Origin of the sequence: Afifella sp. H1R, assembly GCF_021462425.1 — a bacterium.
Classification (GTDB): Bacteria; Pseudomonadota; Alphaproteobacteria; order Rhizobiales; family Afifellaceae; genus Afifella; species Afifella aestuarii.
Map to the genome: position 1 here is coordinate 469,838 of NZ_JAKEDY010000002.1, position 15,664 is coordinate 485,501.

Annotated in this window: 17 protein-coding genes; 10 read left to right on the plus strand and 7 right to left on the minus strand. The window is 63.1% G+C overall.

Translation table 11 applies throughout. The features are described 5' to 3' along the window. Nucleotides 1–87 precede the first annotated feature (87 nt). The 7 genes from L0F51_RS13775 (at nucleotide 88) to L0F51_RS13805 (ending at nucleotide 6,086) form a co-directional block, all read left to right on the plus strand. Nucleotides 88–1,086, plus strand: a complete 999-nt coding sequence (locus tag L0F51_RS13775) for a DctP family TRAP transporter solute-binding subunit (RefSeq protein ID WP_234629775.1) — start codon at nucleotides 88–90, stop codon at nucleotides 1,084–1,086. Nucleotides 1,087–1,239: 153 nt separating this feature from the next. Further along, nucleotides 1,240–1,935, plus strand: coding sequence for a TRAP transporter small permease (locus L0F51_RS13780; protein ID WP_234629776.1), 696 nt, complete (start codon nucleotides 1,240–1,242; stop codon nucleotides 1,933–1,935). A 3-nt stretch (nucleotides 1,936–1,938) separates the two neighbouring features. Then, on the plus strand, nucleotides 1,939–3,354 hold the full coding sequence (locus tag L0F51_RS13785; protein WP_234629777.1) for a TRAP transporter large permease: 1,416 nt from the start codon (nucleotides 1,939–1,941) through the stop codon (nucleotides 3,352–3,354). 87 nt (nucleotides 3,355–3,441) lie between these two features. Beyond that, nucleotides 3,442–3,837, plus strand: a complete 396-nt coding sequence (locus tag L0F51_RS13790) for a cupin domain-containing protein (RefSeq protein WP_234629778.1) — start codon at nucleotides 3,442–3,444, stop codon at nucleotides 3,835–3,837. A gap of 111 nt (nucleotides 3,838–3,948) precedes the next feature. Then, nucleotides 3,949–4,347 (plus strand): hypothetical protein, encoded by a 399-nt coding sequence (locus L0F51_RS13795; protein ID WP_234629779.1) that lies wholly within the window; start codon nucleotides 3,949–3,951, stop codon nucleotides 4,345–4,347. Further along, entirely contained in the window at nucleotides 4,340–5,182 is an 843-nt protein-coding gene (locus tag L0F51_RS13800; protein WP_234629780.1) for an alpha/beta fold hydrolase, read from the plus strand. The genes L0F51_RS13795 and L0F51_RS13800 overlap by 8 nt, the downstream gene beginning before the upstream one ends. Before the next feature lie 94 nt (nucleotides 5,183–5,276). Then, nucleotides 5,277–6,086 carry an N-acyl homoserine lactonase family protein gene (locus tag L0F51_RS13805; RefSeq protein ID WP_234629781.1) on the plus strand — a complete coding sequence of 270 codons (810 nt, stop codon included), beginning with the start codon at nucleotides 5,277–5,279 and terminating at the stop codon, nucleotides 6,084–6,086. Nucleotides 6,087–6,163: 77 nt separating this feature from the next. On the opposite strand, the gene L0F51_RS13810 is transcribed toward L0F51_RS13805, so the two are convergent. From L0F51_RS13810 to L0F51_RS13830, 5 genes are read right to left on the minus strand one after another with little or no spacing between them, the layout of a single operon-like run. Beyond that, on the minus strand, nucleotides 6,164–6,889 hold the full coding sequence (locus L0F51_RS13810) for an ABC transporter ATP-binding protein (RefSeq protein ID WP_234629782.1): 726 nt from the start codon (nucleotides 6,887–6,889) through the stop codon (nucleotides 6,164–6,166). Nucleotides 6,890–6,899: 10 nt separating this feature from the next. Further along, complete coding sequence (locus L0F51_RS13815; protein WP_234629783.1) at nucleotides 6,900–7,622, minus strand: ABC transporter ATP-binding protein; 723 nt, start codon at nucleotides 7,620–7,622, stop codon at nucleotides 6,900–6,902. Continuing rightward, nucleotides 7,619–8,590 (minus strand): branched-chain amino acid ABC transporter permease, encoded by a 972-nt coding sequence (locus L0F51_RS13820; RefSeq protein ID WP_234629784.1) that lies wholly within the window; start codon nucleotides 8,588–8,590, stop codon nucleotides 7,619–7,621. The genes L0F51_RS13815 and L0F51_RS13820 overlap by 4 nt, the downstream gene beginning before the upstream one ends. Then, nucleotides 8,587–9,447 (minus strand): branched-chain amino acid ABC transporter permease, encoded by an 861-nt coding sequence (locus tag L0F51_RS13825; protein WP_128292063.1) that lies wholly within the window; start codon nucleotides 9,445–9,447, stop codon nucleotides 8,587–8,589. The genes L0F51_RS13820 and L0F51_RS13825 overlap by 4 nt, the downstream gene beginning before the upstream one ends. 42 nt (nucleotides 9,448–9,489) lie before the next feature. Continuing rightward, nucleotides 9,490–10,815, minus strand: a complete 1,326-nt coding sequence (locus tag L0F51_RS13830) for an ABC transporter substrate-binding protein (RefSeq protein WP_234629785.1) — start codon at nucleotides 10,813–10,815, stop codon at nucleotides 9,490–9,492. 153 nt (nucleotides 10,816–10,968) lie between these two features. On the opposite strand from L0F51_RS13830, the gene L0F51_RS13835 reads away from it, so the two are divergent. Both L0F51_RS13835 and L0F51_RS13840 read left to right on the plus strand, forming a co-directional pair. Further along, nucleotides 10,969–12,435: an aldehyde dehydrogenase gene (locus L0F51_RS13835; protein ID WP_234629786.1), complete on the plus strand. Its 1,467-nt coding sequence runs from the start codon at nucleotides 10,969–10,971 to the stop codon at nucleotides 12,433–12,435. Between the two features lie 372 nt (nucleotides 12,436–12,807). Beyond that, on the plus strand, nucleotides 12,808–13,188 hold the full coding sequence (locus L0F51_RS13840; RefSeq protein WP_128292060.1) for a carboxymuconolactone decarboxylase family protein: 381 nt from the start codon (nucleotides 12,808–12,810) through the stop codon (nucleotides 13,186–13,188). 92 nt (nucleotides 13,189–13,280) lie between these two features. On the opposite strand, the gene L0F51_RS13845 is transcribed toward L0F51_RS13840, so the two are convergent. Further along, entirely contained in the window at nucleotides 13,281–14,027 is a 747-nt protein-coding gene (locus L0F51_RS13845) for an SDR family oxidoreductase (protein ID WP_234629787.1), read from the minus strand. A gap of 106 nt (nucleotides 14,028–14,133) precedes the next feature. Then, nucleotides 14,134–14,529: a cupin domain-containing protein gene (locus L0F51_RS13850; RefSeq protein WP_234629788.1), complete on the minus strand. Its 396-nt coding sequence runs from the start codon at nucleotides 14,527–14,529 to the stop codon at nucleotides 14,134–14,136. A gap of 125 nt (nucleotides 14,530–14,654) precedes the next feature. Here L0F51_RS13850 and L0F51_RS13855 point away from each other — a divergent pair, with 125 nt between their 5' ends. Beyond that, complete coding sequence (locus L0F51_RS13855; protein ID WP_234629789.1) at nucleotides 14,655–15,551, plus strand: LysR family transcriptional regulator; 897 nt, start codon at nucleotides 14,655–14,657, stop codon at nucleotides 15,549–15,551. The last annotated feature ends 113 nt before the right edge of the window (nucleotides 15,552–15,664 follow it).

The following is a 15,664-nucleotide window of genomic DNA, read 5'->3' on the forward strand; positions in this document are numbered from 1 at the left end:
ATATTGACTTGGCCCAAGGCCTATGATCAGCTCACTTCAGGTTCCGCCACTGAACGAGCGGGAAAAGTGATCACCAGGGAGGACACGATGAAAACCACCATTCTCACAGCTCTCGCGATGAGCCTTCTGGCCAGCACGGCCATGGCTCAATCGGAGTGCCAGTCCGGCGAAACGCTCATCAAATACAGCCATGTGAGCGCTCCGACCGGCAATCCGAAGGGCGAGATGGCCACCGCGCTCGCCAAGCGCGTCAACGACGAGATGGACGGGCAGCTTTGCATCCAGGTCTATCCGAGCTCGCAGCTCTACAATGACGACGAGGTGATGGAAGCGCTGGCGATCGGCGACATCCAGCTCGCCTCTCCGGACATCGGCAAGCTCGGCGCCTATACGGCCAAACTCGACGTCTTCAACCTGCCGTTCCTGTTTGAGGACACCGACGCGGTTTCGCGCTTCACCCATAGCGAGACGGGCGACGAACTCCTGAAGTCCATGACCGACGACGGCTTCGTCGGCCTCGCCTATGTCTATAACGGGTTGCGGGCCTTTTCCGCGAACCGGCCCCTGATCGAGCCGTCCGACCTCAACGGGCTCAAGATCCGCGCGACCACCTCGGACGTGTCGATCGCCATGATCAAGGCCCTCGGCGCCAACCCGCAGCCGCTCGCCTGGAGCGAGGCCTTCGGCGCCTTGCAGACTGGCGTCGTCGACGGGCAGGAAAACACCTGGTCGAACATCTACACCGGCAAGCTCTACGAGGTGCAGGACGGGGTCACCGAGACCAACCACCAGTTCCTCACCTACATTCTCGTCACCTCCGAGGACTTCCTCGACAGCCTGGATGACGATGTGCGCGAGAAGTTCCTCTCGATCGTCGGCGAGGTCAGCGACGAGTACAACGAGAAGGCCACGGCCATCAACGAAGAGAGCAAAGAGCGCATCCAGGAAGCGGGCGTCACCGTTCGCACGCTCTCTCCGGAACAGCGGCAGAAATGGGTCGATGCCGTGAAACCCGTCTGGGAAGAGTTCGAAGACGGGATCGGCAAGGATGTGATCGAGGCCGCTGTCGCGTCCAACAAATCCTGAACGCAGGCTCTGCCGGGCCCACAAGCGCGGTGACGGCTGACATGCCGTCGCCGAACACGCCCTCCGTGCGCCCGGCCGGACCGCTCGCCATTGAGATTCCCTTCGCCGCTTTCGGCGAAGGGCCGCGAGGATCCAACCCCTGAAGGATGGAAGATGAGCAGTTTCGGCCGACGCGTCGACCGCTTCGAGCGCAGCGTCATCGCGATCTTGATGGCGGCGATGACAGTCACCTCCTTTACCCAGGTCATCGCCCGCTACGTGTTCAATACGGGCTGGCTCGGCGCGCTCGATTTCGCGCGCATCCTGTTCGCCTGGCTCATTCTCTTCGGCATGGCTTACGGCGCGAAGATCGGCTCGCATCTGGCGGTCGACACGCTCGTCCGGGCCCTGCCCAAGCACCTCTTCAAGGCGTTTGCGATCTTCGGCGCACTTTGCGGCATCGTCTACGCCGCAATCTTCTTCTGGGCCGACTGGCTTCAATTCGTCGGCATCGACGCCAAGGGCGGCGCCTTTCCTTACTGGCTGCGCACCTTTGAAACCGGCATCGGCCTCACCGAGATCCGCTATCCGGAATGGGCGCAGGAGATGTTCGATCTGCCCGCCCGGGTGCATCGCTGGATCGCCTATCTCATCCTGCCCCTCGGCCTCTTCCTGTTCGGCTTCCGCTGCCTGCAGGCGCTGATCGAGATCGTCCAGGGCAAGCGGGAGATGATCACCACCGCGATCGAGACGACCGAGCTCATGGATCAGCATTCAGATCCCGACCACGAGAGCTACGCCGCCGCGCAGGAGCACGCCTCAGAGGCGCCGCACTGGTACGACGACAACAACTCCACAGACCGGAGGTAAATGATGGTCTCCGGCTTCCTTTTCATCACGGTTCTGGCGCTTCTCTTTGCCGGCGTGCCTGTCGCGCTCGCGCTTGGCCTGTCGAGCGTTCTGACGATCGTTCTCTTCTCCGGCGATTCCATGTCGTCGGTGGCGCTCAAGCTCTTTACGGCCTCGCAGAGCTACACGCTGCTCGCCATCCCGTTCTTCATTCTCGCCTCGTCCTTCATGTCGACCGGTGGCGTGGCGCGCCGCATCATCCGCTTCGCAGTCTCCGCTGTCGGCCATCTCCGCGGCGGCCTCGCGATCGCCTCGGTGATGTCGTGCATGCTGTTTGCCGCGCTCTCCGGCTCTTCGCCCGCGACCGTGGTTGCGATCGGCTCGATCGCCATCGCGAGCATGCGCGAGGTCGGCTACTCGAAGGAATTCGCTGCAGGCATCATCTGCAATGCCGGCACGCTCGGCATTCTCATTCCGCCGTCGATCGTCATGGTGGTCTATTGCGCCGCCACAGACGTCTCCGTCAGCCGCATGTTCCTCGCCGGGATCCTGCCGGGCACCGTTGCCGGGCTGATGCTGATGGTCGGGGTCTATCTCAATGCGCGTTTCCGCGGCATGCCGAAACTGCCTTTCGCGGGCTTTACGGCCGTACGCGATGCCTTTCTCGACGCGTCCTGGGGCCTCTTCCTCGTCATCGTCATCCTCGGCGGCATCTATGGCGGCATCTTCACGCCGACCGAGGCCGCGGCCGTCGCGGCGGTCTATTCCTTCCTCGTCGCAATCTTCATCTACCGCGATATGGGGCCGCTTCGGGGCGTGCCGTGGCGCAAGGACGGTGAATCGATCATCGGCGCCGTGCAGCGCAACATCCTCCTGACGGTCACGCGCTTCGTGCCGGCCTGCTTCCACCGCGACACCGAGCATGTGCTGGTGGAGGCCGGCAAGGCGACGATCATGCTCATGTTCATCGTCGTCAACGCGATGCTCTTCGCCCATGTGCTGACGGTGGAACGGGTGCCGCAGACGATCACCGAATGGATGATCGGAGCCGGGTTCAACTGGTTCACCTTCCTGCTGGCGCTCAACATCCTGCTGCTCATCGGCGGCCAGTTCATGGAGCCCTCGGGCCTCCTCCTGATCGTCGTGCCGGTTGTGTTCCCGGTGGCGATGGAGCTCGGCGTCGACCCGATCCATCTCGGCATCATGATCGTCGTCAACATGGAGATCGGGCTGATCAGCCCGCCGATCGGGCTCAATCTCTTCGTCACGGCGAGCGTCGCCCGAATGAGCGTCGTGCAGGTGACGAAGGCTGCGGCCCCCTTCATCGGCATCATGCTCATCTTCCTCGTGATCGCCACCTACGTGCCGGGGCTTTCGACACTCGTGCCGTACTCGCTGATGGGCCCGGAGCCGAAGAGCTTCACGCATGGCCTCAAATGAGGCGTGCAACCCCACCGCTCAACGAACGACCCGCTGAGGCGGGAGACCAGGCCGGACGAAACGGCCGACATCAAGGAGAGGAGAAATATGGAGATCAGACGTCTTGGAACTCTGCCGACCCGCAAGGCACCGGCAAAATCCTTCACGGGGAATGTCTGGCAGGACCCGATCATCGAGGCGCCTGAGCCGGCGCTGCTGAAATCGAACGTGGTCATGTTCGAGCCGGGCGCCCGCACGGCCTGGCACACACACCCGATGGGTCAGACGCTTTACGTGACCTCCGGCACCGGCCGCATCCAGAAATGGGACGGGCCGATCCAGGAGATCCGAGCCGGCGACGTCATCTGGATCCCGCCCGGCGAGAAGCATTGGCATGGTGCGGGTCCCAACACGATGATGACCCACATCTCCATGCAGGAAGGCCATGACGGCGTCGTCGTCGAATGGCTGGAGCACGTCACCGACGAGCAATACGGCGCGTAAGGGAAAGCGGCGCGGCTCGAAAGAGTTCGCGCCGCCTGCTTATGCGCGAGGCTCCGACCTGGCGAGCCGGAGGCCCTGCCCCAGCCCGCCTTCGACGACAAGGATACCGAAATGGCTGAATTTCCCGACCCGGATTGGATGGCCGCCTTTGCCGACAGGGTCGCCTCAGACCGAGAGCTTGCCATCATCGGCGGCAAGTTCGACGTCGATATGGGCATCACCTTTGGCGAGCGCCGCTACGTCTTGCGGGTGCGCCAGGGCAAGATTGAAAAAATCCTGCCGGCCCCCGGCTTCGACGTCCCCACGCAATTTGAGATCCGCGCCCCGATGGAGCTGTGGCAACGCTTTTTGAGCGAGACGCCGCCGCCGCTCTACCACGACATCTTCGCCATGATCATGCGCGTGCCGGAATTCGTTCTCGAAGGCGACACGCTCGTGGCGATGCAGAACGCGCGTGCCCTGCACCGCATGATGGGCCTGATGCAGAAGGTGGGGAAAGAGCATGTCTGAATTCGAACCGATCGTCGGCCGCTACCTCAATGTGGCGATCCAAGGCCGCAACCACCGCATCTATGTGGAAGAAGCCGGTGAGGGCATCCCCCTCCTCTGCCTGCATACCGCCGGGGCCGACAGCCGCCAGTTCCGCCATCTCCTCAACGACGAAGAGGTGACGCGCCGGTTTCGGGTCGTTTGCTTCGACATGCCCCGGCATGGCCGCTCCGACCCGCCCGACGAATGGTGGCTGGAATCCTACGAGCTCAAGACGGAAGAGTATCTCGCGACCATCGAAGCCGTATGGAAGGGTCTCAAGCTCGACCGTCCCGTGGTCATGGGCTGCTCCATGGGCGGAGCCATCGTGCTCAGGGTCGCAAGCGACTTCCAGGACGAGATCCGCGGCATCATCGGGCTCGAAAGCGCCGCGCACGCGCCCGGCCGCTACAACGAATTCCTGCTGCATCCGGCCGTGCATGGCGGCGAACTCGTCGCCACCTACACGTTCGGCCTCAACGCGCCGCAAAGCCCCGAAGAGGGCAAGCGCGACAATTGGTGGTACTACGCGCAGTCCGGCCCCGGCGTCTATCGCGGCGACGTCATGTTCTACAGTTTCGATTTCGATGCCCGCGAACATGTGAAGACGATCGACACCGCCAAATGCAAGGTGAGCCTTCTCACCGGCAGCTACGATTATTCGTGCACGCCGGCGATGACGGAGAAAGTGGCCGCCGCCATTCCCGGCTGCCGCTACACCGAGATGGAAGGCATGGGCCACTTCCCGATGATCGAGAACTATGCCCTCTTCCGTCAGTATCTTCTGCCGGAACTTGAGGTGATGGAGGCCGACTGACCACCCTCACCCCGCCAAACGCGGTCACCCATGCACAGGAACCGGCCCGCGCCCCACCGAGAACAAGAGCGCGGCCGGTCGGAAGGGAGGAAAGATGACACCTGAACCTTATGAGGTCTACGCGGTCCGCTATGCGCACAATCCGGCCGCGACTGCCGCGCACAATTTCGTCGGCGGCGATCCGCATGACGTGCCGATGCCGCTCGACTATTTCGTCTGGGCGATCAAGGGCAACGGCCGCACCTTCATCGTCGATACCGGCTTCGATGCGGCGATGGCGGAAAAGCGCAAGCGGCAGTTCCTGCGCTCGCCCGGTGAGGGCCTGAAGACGATCGGCATCGATCCGGACGGGATCGAAGACGTCATCATCTCGCATATGCATTACGACCATTGCGGCAATTACGATCTCTTCCCGAATGCGCGCTACCATCTTCAGGACGCGGAGATGGCGTATTCGACCGGCCGCTGCATGTGCCACGACGCGCTCAAGCTCCCCTTCGAGGAAGAGGATGTGGTGGCGATGGTGCGCAAGGTCTTTGCCGGCCGCGTCAAGTTCCACGACGGCGCCTCGGAGATCGCGCCCGGCATCAGCGTCCATCATGTCGGCGGCCATTCCAAAGGGCTGCAGGTGGTCCGGGTCTGGACGCGGCGCGGCTGGCTCGTCGTCGCCTCCGATGCCAGCCATTTCTACGCCAATATGAACGAGGGCCGCGCCTTTCCGGTGCTGCACAGCCTCGCCGAGACGCTCGAGGGCTATGACCGGCTGTGGGAGCTCGCGAGCGATCGCTCGAACGTCATTCCAGGGCACGACCCGATCATTCTCGACCGCTATCCGGCGCCGAGCTCGGGCCTTGAAGGCGTCGTCGTGCGCCTCGACGCCGATCCGAAAGAGCCGGCAGGGTAAGAGATCCTCCCCTCTTCCCGAACGGCAAACGGGCGCCCGCGGGCGCCCGTTTTTTTGTCGGATTACGGTGAGCGCGTTCAGAGCCCGAGATAGGCCTCACGCACCTTCGGATCGTCGTGCAGCGCCTTGGCGGATTCCGCCAGAACGATCTCGCCCGATTCCAGCACATAGCCGCGCGAGGCGACCGAGAGGGCGAGCGAGGTGTTCTGTTCCACGAGCAGGATCGAGGTCCCCGCTTCGTGGATCTTGACGAGGGCATCGTGAACTTCGTCGACGACGATCGGCGCGAGACCATGGCTCGGCTCGTCGAGGATGAGAAGGCGCAGATTGAGCATCATGGCGCGGCCGAGGACGACCATCTGCTGCTCGCCGCCCGACAGCGTTCCGGCCCATTGCCGCCGCCGCTCCTTGAGGCGCGGAAAGAGGGTGAAAGCCTTTTCCAGGCGCTCCTTGTAAACGGGGTCCTGGCGCAGCGTGTAAGCTCCGAGCAGCAGGTTTTCCTCCACCGTCATGTCCGGAAAGACATGACGTCCCTCCGGCACATGGGCGATGCCGAGCTTCGGGATCTCATGCGCTTTCAGCGACATCAGATCCGTGCCATCGAAGGTGATGCGCCCGCGCGATTTCGGCACGAGCCGTGAAATGGTGCGCAGGAGCGTGCTCTTGCCAGCCGTATTCGCGCCGATGACGCAGACGAACTCGCCCGCATGCACGTCGAGGCTGACGCCGTGCAGAACATCCGAGCCGTCATATCCCGCATGCACATCTTCGACCGACAGGAGAGTGGGTGTCGTGTCGCTCATTCTGCCGACCTCATTCATATTCCTGTCCGAGATAGGCCCGCACGACCTCCGGATGTCTCGCAATTTCTTCGGGTGAGCCTTCCGCGATCTTCTTGCCGAAGTTCAAAACGACGATGCGCTCGCACAGCGTCATGATGGCGTGCATGTGATGCTCGACGACGACGACGGCGAGACCGTCGCGGCTCAAGGAACGGATGAGATCCATGATCTCCTCCATCTCCACGCGGTTGAGCGCCGCCATCACCTCATCGAGGAGAAGCCCCTTCGGCTTCGTCGCCAGAGCACGCGCCACTTCCACCCGGGCACGTTCGGGAAAGGAAAGGTCGGCCGCCTTCTTGCCGGCGATGTCGGCGAGGCCCACCCGCGCGAGGCAGGTCTTTGCGAGCTCGCGCGCATCGTGGACATTGGCCCGAAGAAGGCCGCCGATCAGGACATTGTCGAGCACCGTCGCCTCCATGAAGAGGGCGACATTCTGAAAGGTCTTCGTGAGACCGCGCGCAGCCACCTTGTGCGGCTTCAGACCGGTGATGTCCTCGCCTTCGAGCCGGACGATGCCGTCCGTCGGCTTGTGGAGACCGACGAGCGTGCTGAAGAGCGTCGATTTTCCGGCGCCGTTTGGACCGATCAGGCCGACGATCTCGCCGGGAGCGACATCGAAGGACACGCTGTCGAGGGCCGCCAGGCCCCCGAAATGCTTGCTGATGCCGTCAACTTCGAGGATCGCCTGTCTCATGACGACTTCCTCCGGCGAAGGCGAGAGACGCCGTTGGTGATCAGAGCGAGAATGCCGCGCGGTTCGATCAGGATGATGGCGATCAGCATCACGCCGAAAGCGAGCTGCGACAGGCCGGCGCCGCGCGAGGAGAGGAGCACATTCGCCATTTCCTCCATCGGCACGATCAGGAAGGCGCCGATGATCGGGCCCACCACCGTTCCGGCACCGCCCAGAATGGCGATGATCGCCGCCCGCACCGAGATCGGGATGATGCCGAACACCGCTTCCGGATCAAAGAAATAGGTGAACTGGGCATAGAGCGTGCCGAGGGTCGCCGTGAGCGCGGCGGAAATGACGGCCGCCGTGATCTTCACCTGCGTGGTGTTGACGCCGACCACTTCGGCGGCCTCCGGATTCTCCTTCAAGGCGCGCAGCCGGTAGCCGAGGCTGCTGTGGCGCACCCAGACGAAGACGCCTGAGATGACGACGAGCGCGCCCAGCATGATGTAGTAATAGGGCATCGTGCTCTTGAACTGCAGAAGCCAGAAGCTGTCCGGAGAGAACGGCACCGAGAGACCGACCGGCCCGCCCGTCACCGATGTCCAGGAGCCTGCAATCACGCGGAGCACTTCGCTGAAGGCGAGTGTCGCCAGCGCGAAATAATGCCCACGCAGCTTCATCGTCGGGAAGCTCAGGAGATAGGCCGCAACCGCGGCGATCGCCGCGCCCGCCAGCATGCCGATCCACGGCGACAGGCCGAAATTGATCAGAAGGATCGTCGAGGTGTAGGCCCCGAGCCCGAAGAAGGCGGCGTGGCCGAGCGAGATCTGATTGGCGAGACCGCCAACGATGTTCCAGGCCTGGCCGAGCGCGGCAAAGAGAAGCGCAAGCGTCAGGACGCGGATCGCATAGCCTGTCGGATCGAGAAACGTCGGGACAATGGCGGCGCCCACGAGGACCACCGCACCGACAATCCACCACTTCATCGTGCCGCTCCAATCAGTCCGGTCGGCCGCACCGCCAGCACCGTCAGGAAGACGATGAACAGGACGAGGTTTTGCAGCTGGATTGGGAAGAACAGGGTGGAGACGGACTGGATCACGCCGACGGCGAAACCGCCGACGACCGCACCCGCCACGCTGCCGAGCCCGCCGAGCACCACGACCGTGAACATGAGCACGACGAACTGGTGGCCGACGGTCGGATGCACGGTGAAGTAAGGCAGGATCACCGCGCCCCCAAAGGCCGTCATGCCGACGCCGAGGCCGAAGGCGATCTGGCGCATGCGATCGGCGTTGATGCCCATCAGGTTCGCCGCCATCGGATCCTGAGCGGTCGCACGCATCGCCCTGCCGTACCAGGTCTTGTTGGTGAACAGCCAGAGAGCCGCCGCCGACAGAAGCGCCATCAGGAAGGCGGCGAGATAGGGAACACCGATGAACAGGGGCCCAAGCCGCAAGGTCGACGTCTGATAGCTCGTCGTCACCGAATGGAAATCAGAGCCGAAGACGATCAGCGTCAGGTTCTCAATGACGATGAGCAGGCCGACCGTGACGAAAATCTGCGCCACGGGCGGGGCGTTCAGAACCCGTTGGATGAGCGTCATCTGGACGACGACACCGAGTCCGAAGATCACCACGAAGGATAGAAACGAGCCGATCAGAGGATCGAGCCCGAGGAACTTCCAGGCGAAATACGCGACGAACATGCCAAGGGTCAAAAACTCCGCCTGCGCGAAGTTGACGATGCCCATGACGCCGAAGACCAGGGTCAGCCCGATGGAGATGACGGCGTAAACGCCGCCGATCATCAGCCCATCGAGCACGGCTTGGATGAAGGCCATGCAGCTCTCTAGCGAAATGTTGAACGTTTGGAGCGGGGCCGGCTATTTGCCGGCCCACACAGCCTCTTTCTTGGCGACATCGTCCGGCCAGACCGTCACCAGATCGTCGCCGCGCCATTGCACGATGATCGGCTTGGCGAGCGTGTTGAGACCGGTCTCGTCGAAATCGACGCCCCCGCCCGGGATGACGCCGGCCCAACCACCTTCGAAGCGGTTGTTGCGCAGGGCCTCGCGGAGCGCATCGGAATCGGTGTCGCCCGAAATCTCCAGAGCCTTCGCAAGCACGTCGAGGCAGACGGCATGCTCCAGCGCCTCGTGCACCATGAAGTAGCCGAAGCGCTCCTTGAACGCATCGGTGAGCTCAGGCGCGAGATCGTAATTGCTGGGCGCAACCGAAAAGACGTTTTCGGCATATTCGCCGAGCGCCGCCCGGAAATCCGGAATGACATAGCCGCCCGCGCCGCCGATCACCGGCATATCGATACCCTGCTGGCGCATCGTGCGGATGATCTGCACACCGTCATTGAGATAGGAGCACGGGAAGACGGCGTCGGCATTGGTGCCGCGCAGCTGGTTGATGAGCGGCGTGACGTCGGTGATGCCGAGAGGATAGGCCTCATCCATCACCACTTCGATGCCGAGCTCGGCCGCCGTGTCGCGGAGGCCGCCGGCCTGCGACGTGCCGAAGGCCGTGTCCTCATACATGATGGCGATCGACTTCAACGGCTTGCCGGCCTTTTCGGCCACGCCCGCCGGACCGCGCAACTGCGCCGCGCCCATCGTCGTCGCCTTGGAGATCACCTGGAAGACGTTCTTGAAGCCGCGGCCCGTGATCATGTCGGAGAACGACATGGTGAGAAGCGGCACGTCACGCCGCTCCGTCGCTTCCGACAGTGCGAGCGACAGCGACGAGGCATAGGCGCCGAGGATCGCCACGACGTTCTGCTGCGCGATCAGGCGCTGACCGACGGTCGCCGCATTGGTCGGCGTCGACGTCGAATCCGCGATGATGAGATTGATCTTGGCGCCACCGAGAGCCTTGATGCCGCCATTGTCGTTGATCTGGTCGGCAGCGAGCTGGATGCCGTTGCGCGAATTGACGCCGAACTGCGCATTGGCGCCCGACAGCGGCACCACCACGCCGACATTGACGTCGGAGCCCTGGGCACGGGCGACCTTCGAAAGATAGGGGGTCGCGAGCGTCGCCGCGCCTGCGGCGAGGAAATGCCGCCGGTTGAGAGCGAAACGCGAAAGCCCCTTAGGCGCGCTGGCCGGGCTCTCGGTCACGCCCGTCTTCGAAACGGACTTCTCCTGCGATGCCGACGGTGCGTCAGCGAAATCGGTCGGTCCCTTGCCTTTCCGGTGCATATTTTCCTCCCACTCTATGATTGTCTTATTGAATGAAGTGTTGCGGCATCAAACGCGCTCGTCAAGTGAAAACTGCTCATACAATCATACGTGGACGTCGACATCGGTTTCTGCCAATTTCGCCCCAACGATCACACGACATGGGAGGTCAACATGCAGCGTTACGGGCATTTCATCGGCGGGAGCTTTGTCGATCCGGCCGAAGGCGAATGGTTTGAGACGAAGAACCCCTATACGGGCGAGGCCTGGGCGGAGATCGCTCGCGGGACGAAATCCGACATTGAAAAGGCCGTTGCCGCGGCCGAGGCCGGCTTCGAAGAATGGAGCGCGTTGACCCCGTCCGCCCGCGGCAAAGCACTTTACCGCCTCGCCGAGCACATCGAGGCGGATGCGGAGCGGCTGGCGGAAATCGAGGTCCGCGACAACGGCAAGCTCTATGCGGAGATGTTCTCGCAGACGAAATATCTCGCCGAATGGTACCGCTATTACGGCGGGCTCGCCGACAAGATCGAAGGCGCCGTCATCCCGACCGACAAGGGCGGGATCTTCAATTTCACCCGCTATGAGCCGCTCGGCGTCGTCGGCATGATCACGCCGTGGAATTCACCGCTGCTGCTGCTCGCTTGGAAGCTCGCGGCGGCGCTTGCCGCAGGCAATACGGCGGTGATCAAGCCGTCGGAGTTCACCTCCGCCTCGACGCTCGAATTCATGACGCTCTTCGAAAAGGCCGGTTTCCCGGCAGGCGTCGTCAACACGGTCACAGGCTTTGGCCTCGAAGCGGGCGCGCCGCTCGTGGAGCATCCGCGCGTCTCCAAGATCGCCTTCACCGGGTCCGATATCGGTGGGCAGAAGGTCTATGAGACGGCCGCGAAACAGATCAAACACGTCTCGCTCGAACTCGGCGGCAAATCGCCCAACGTCGTTTTCGAGGACGCGGAGATCGACGCCGCAGTGATGGGGGCGATTTCCGGCATTTTCGCCGCCACGGGCCAGACCTGCATCGCGGGTTCGAGGCTTCTTTTGCAGCGCTCGCTCCACGATCGCTTCGTGGAGCGGCTCCTTGAGGTGGCGCGCGAGGCGAAGATCGGCGACCCGATGCTGGCAGATACCAATGTCGGCCCGGTCACGACCCCCGCGCAATATCGCAAGGTGCTGGACTATATCGAAATCGCCCGAGCCGAAGGGGCAAAATGCGTCCTTGGCGGCAAACCGGTCGAGGGTCAGCCGGGCGGGCAGTTCGTCGAGCCGACGGTCTTCACCGGCGTCAGCAACGAGATGCGCATCGCCCAGGAAGAGGTGTTCGGCCCGGTCCTCGCCGTCATCCCGTTCGAGGATGAAGACGATGCAGTGCGGATCGCCAATGCCGTCGATTTCGGGCTCGCAGCTGGCGTGTGGACGAAGGATATGGGCCGGGCCCTGCGCATGTCGGAGCGGCTGCGCGCCGGCACCGTCTGGGTCAACACCTATCGTGCCATCAGCTACACCTCGCCCTTCGGCGGCTTCAAACGCAGCGGTATCGGCCGCGAAAGCGGCCTCGAAGCCATCAAGGAATATCTCCAGGTGAAGTCGGTGTGGATCGCGACCGAAACCTCCGTCGCCAATCCCTTCATCATCCGCTGAGGTCCAAAAATCGGTCTGTTTGGAGGCGGATCGATTTTCCGCGATTGACCCCATCAGTTATGATTGTATGATCATCATAATAAGAAGATGAGCGCAGGCGCTCCGTGCGAGCGCCTGCGTCGCCTCAAAGGGAGGAAAGATGGACCGTTCGGCGGCAGCCGCGCTGGAAGAAGCGCGGGCCGGTTCGAGCCTGTGTGGCGATGCCGCAAAGGCGCGAACCTGTCGGCCGGCGCAATCCGGCGGATCTGCCCGGCAGCATCACTCCCGCACATCAAGACCTGCCCTCACCCGTGGCCCGTGCCGTCGCGGACGCTGGGGCGGGCTCACCACAGCCGAATCTGAAGAGAGCTCAGGAAAGAAGGGACCTTAAAGATGGATCAGAAGATGTTCGAGAAGGGGCTCGCCAAGCGCAAGGGAACGCTCGGTGCGGAATATGTGGAGCGCAACCTCGCCGCGGCCGACGAGTTCAGCCTGCCCTTTCAGGAGGCCATGACCGCCTGGTGCTGGGGCTTTGGCTGGGGCGATGAGGCCATCCCGCCGAAAACCCGCAGCCTGATGAATCTCGCCATGCTGGGCGCCCTCGGCCGCTGGCACGAATGGGAAACGCATTGCCGTGGCGCGCTGACGAACGGCGTCTCCAAGGAAGAGATCCGCGCCGCCGTCCATGTCGTGGCGATCTATGCCGGCGTGCCGTGCGGAGTGGAATGCTTCCGCATCGCCCGCCGCGTCCTGGAAGAAGCCGGCGAACTCTGAGAAGCCGCAGCCCGATCCTCGCTTTGAAACGAGAGGATCGGGCGCGCTCACGGGCCCTTGACGCGAGCGATCGCGCAAGGGCCATTTTTGTCTCAGACCGGCTGGCTCGTCGGCCGGAACAAAATCTCATTCACATCGACTTCGGCCGGCTGGCTGACCGCAAAGGCGACCATGCGGGCGAAAGACAGCGCCGGAACCGCGATTTCGGCCACGTGCTCGCGGACACCCTTGGCGATGTCCTCTTCGCTGATATGGTCGAGAAGCTCGGTCGCGACCGCCCCCGGCGAGATCACCGTCGTGCGGATGTCGTAGGGCTTCACCTCTTGCCGCAGCCCCTCCGAAATGGCGCGCACAGCGTGTTTCGTGCCGCAATAGACAGCCGCACCGGGCGCAACCTTGTGTCCGTAAACGGATGACACGTTGATGATGTGCCCGCTCTTCTGCCGCTTCATATGAGGGAGCGCGGCAGCGATCCCGTAGAGCACGCCCTTCACATTGACGTCGACCATACGGTCCCATTCGTCGATCTTCAGACGTTCGAGCGGCGCAAGCGGCATCAAACCGGCATTGTTCAACATGACGTCGATACGGCCGAACGTCTCGACAGCCTTGTCGACGAGCGCCGCCACCTGATCGCGGCGGGTGACATCCGTGGTCACGGCGAGAGCCTTGTGGCCTTGATCCGTCAGTTCCTTGGCGATCGCGTCGATGCGCTCCGCCCGGCGCGCGCCGAGAATCACCGTCGCGCCCTGCTCGGCGAGATGCCGCGCCGTCGCTTCGCCGAGACCGCTGCTGGCGCCGGTGATGACGATGACCTTCCCCTCGATGTTGTCACTCATTGGAAAACTCCTTGTTTGCCGGCTCCGCAGCCGAGGCGCGGAACGCTCTGACCACCTTCCGAACGCCACAGCTTCGGCGATGGAGCGGCCGGCGGTTCTCGCCTGCTCATTTGCGGTATTCTTCGTCCGTTACATGCTCCAGCCAATCGACCGGAGAGCCGTTCAGCTTCTCCTGGATGGCGATATGCGTCATGGCGGTCGTGGGCGTCGCGCCATGCCAATGCTTCTCGCCGGGCTCAAACCAGACGACATCGCCCGGCCGGATCTCCTCAATCGGCCCATCCTGGCGCTGAACCCATCCGCAGCCCGCAGTGACGATCAGCGTCTGGCCCAAAGGATGCGTGTGCCAGGCCGTTCGCGCCCCAGGCTCGAAAGTGACGCTCGCCCCGGCAACCCGCGCCGGGTCGGGCGGGCTCATCAGAGGATCGATGCGGACCGAGCCGGTGAAATAGTCTTCCGGCCCAGGGGCAGAGGGCTGAGAGCCGCTGCGTTTGATATCCATTCTGGCCTCCTTCTCGCCTGAGAATGCGTGGACGCCTCCATCGGCGCCTTGGCCACAGATATAATCACTCCTATTTTTCCAATTAGGCCATATTATCTGAACACACTTATTAGCTGGCCTAATCTATGCCCTCCGAAAACCTCAACGATCTCGCTGCCTTTCTAGCCGTTGCCCGGGCACGCAGCTTCACCAAGGCGGCGGCGAATCTCGGCGTCTCGCAATCTGCTCTCAGTCAGACGATCCGCAATCTGGAAAGCCGGCTCGGGCTGCGCCTGCTCTCGCGCACCACGCGCAGCGTGCAGACGACGGAAGCCGGCGAGCGTCTGGAGCTCGTGCTCGGAGCACGTCTCGACGAGATCGACGCGGAGTTGGCCGCCTTGAGCGAATTGCGCGAGAAACCTGCCGGCACGATCCGCATCACCGCCGATGAACATGCCGCGACGATGGTGCTGTGGCCGGCGCTTGAACGCTTCCTGCCGGACTATCCCGACATCAAGGTGGAGATCGTCATCGATTTCGGCCTGACCGACATCGTCGCCGAGCGCTACGATGCCGGGGTGCGCAGCATCGAAATGGTGGCGAAGGACATGATCGCCGTCCCCATCGGTCCCGATATGCGGATGGCCGTTGTGGCAAGCCCCGGCTATTTCGAGACGAGGTCCCGCCCGCAAACGCCACAGGATCTCACCGCGTACAATTGCATCAATCTGCGGCTGCCCACCCATGGCGGGCTTTATGCCTGGGAGTTTCAAAAGAACGGGCGAGAGCTGCGTGTGCGCGTCGACGGACAGCTTGTCTTCAACAGCGTTGCGATGCTCCTGAAGGCCGCGCTCGCAGGTCTCGGACTGGCCTATGTGCCCGAGGCCGAGGCCCGGCCGCATCTCGACGACGGGCGCCTCGTCCGCGTGCTTACGGATTGGTGCGAGCCGTTCTCGGGCTACCATCTCTACTATCCGAGCCGGCGCCAGCAATCTCCCGCCTTCGCCCTTCTCGTCGACGCGCTTCGCTACAAAAAGAGGTGAACGCTTCAGGGATCGCGCCCGTCCCATGCGGTTCGACCAGGTCGAGTTCGGAGGCGGCGCATCGCCCGCTTGCACGCAAGCACCTCTTCCAGAGCGAACGGCTTGATCAGATC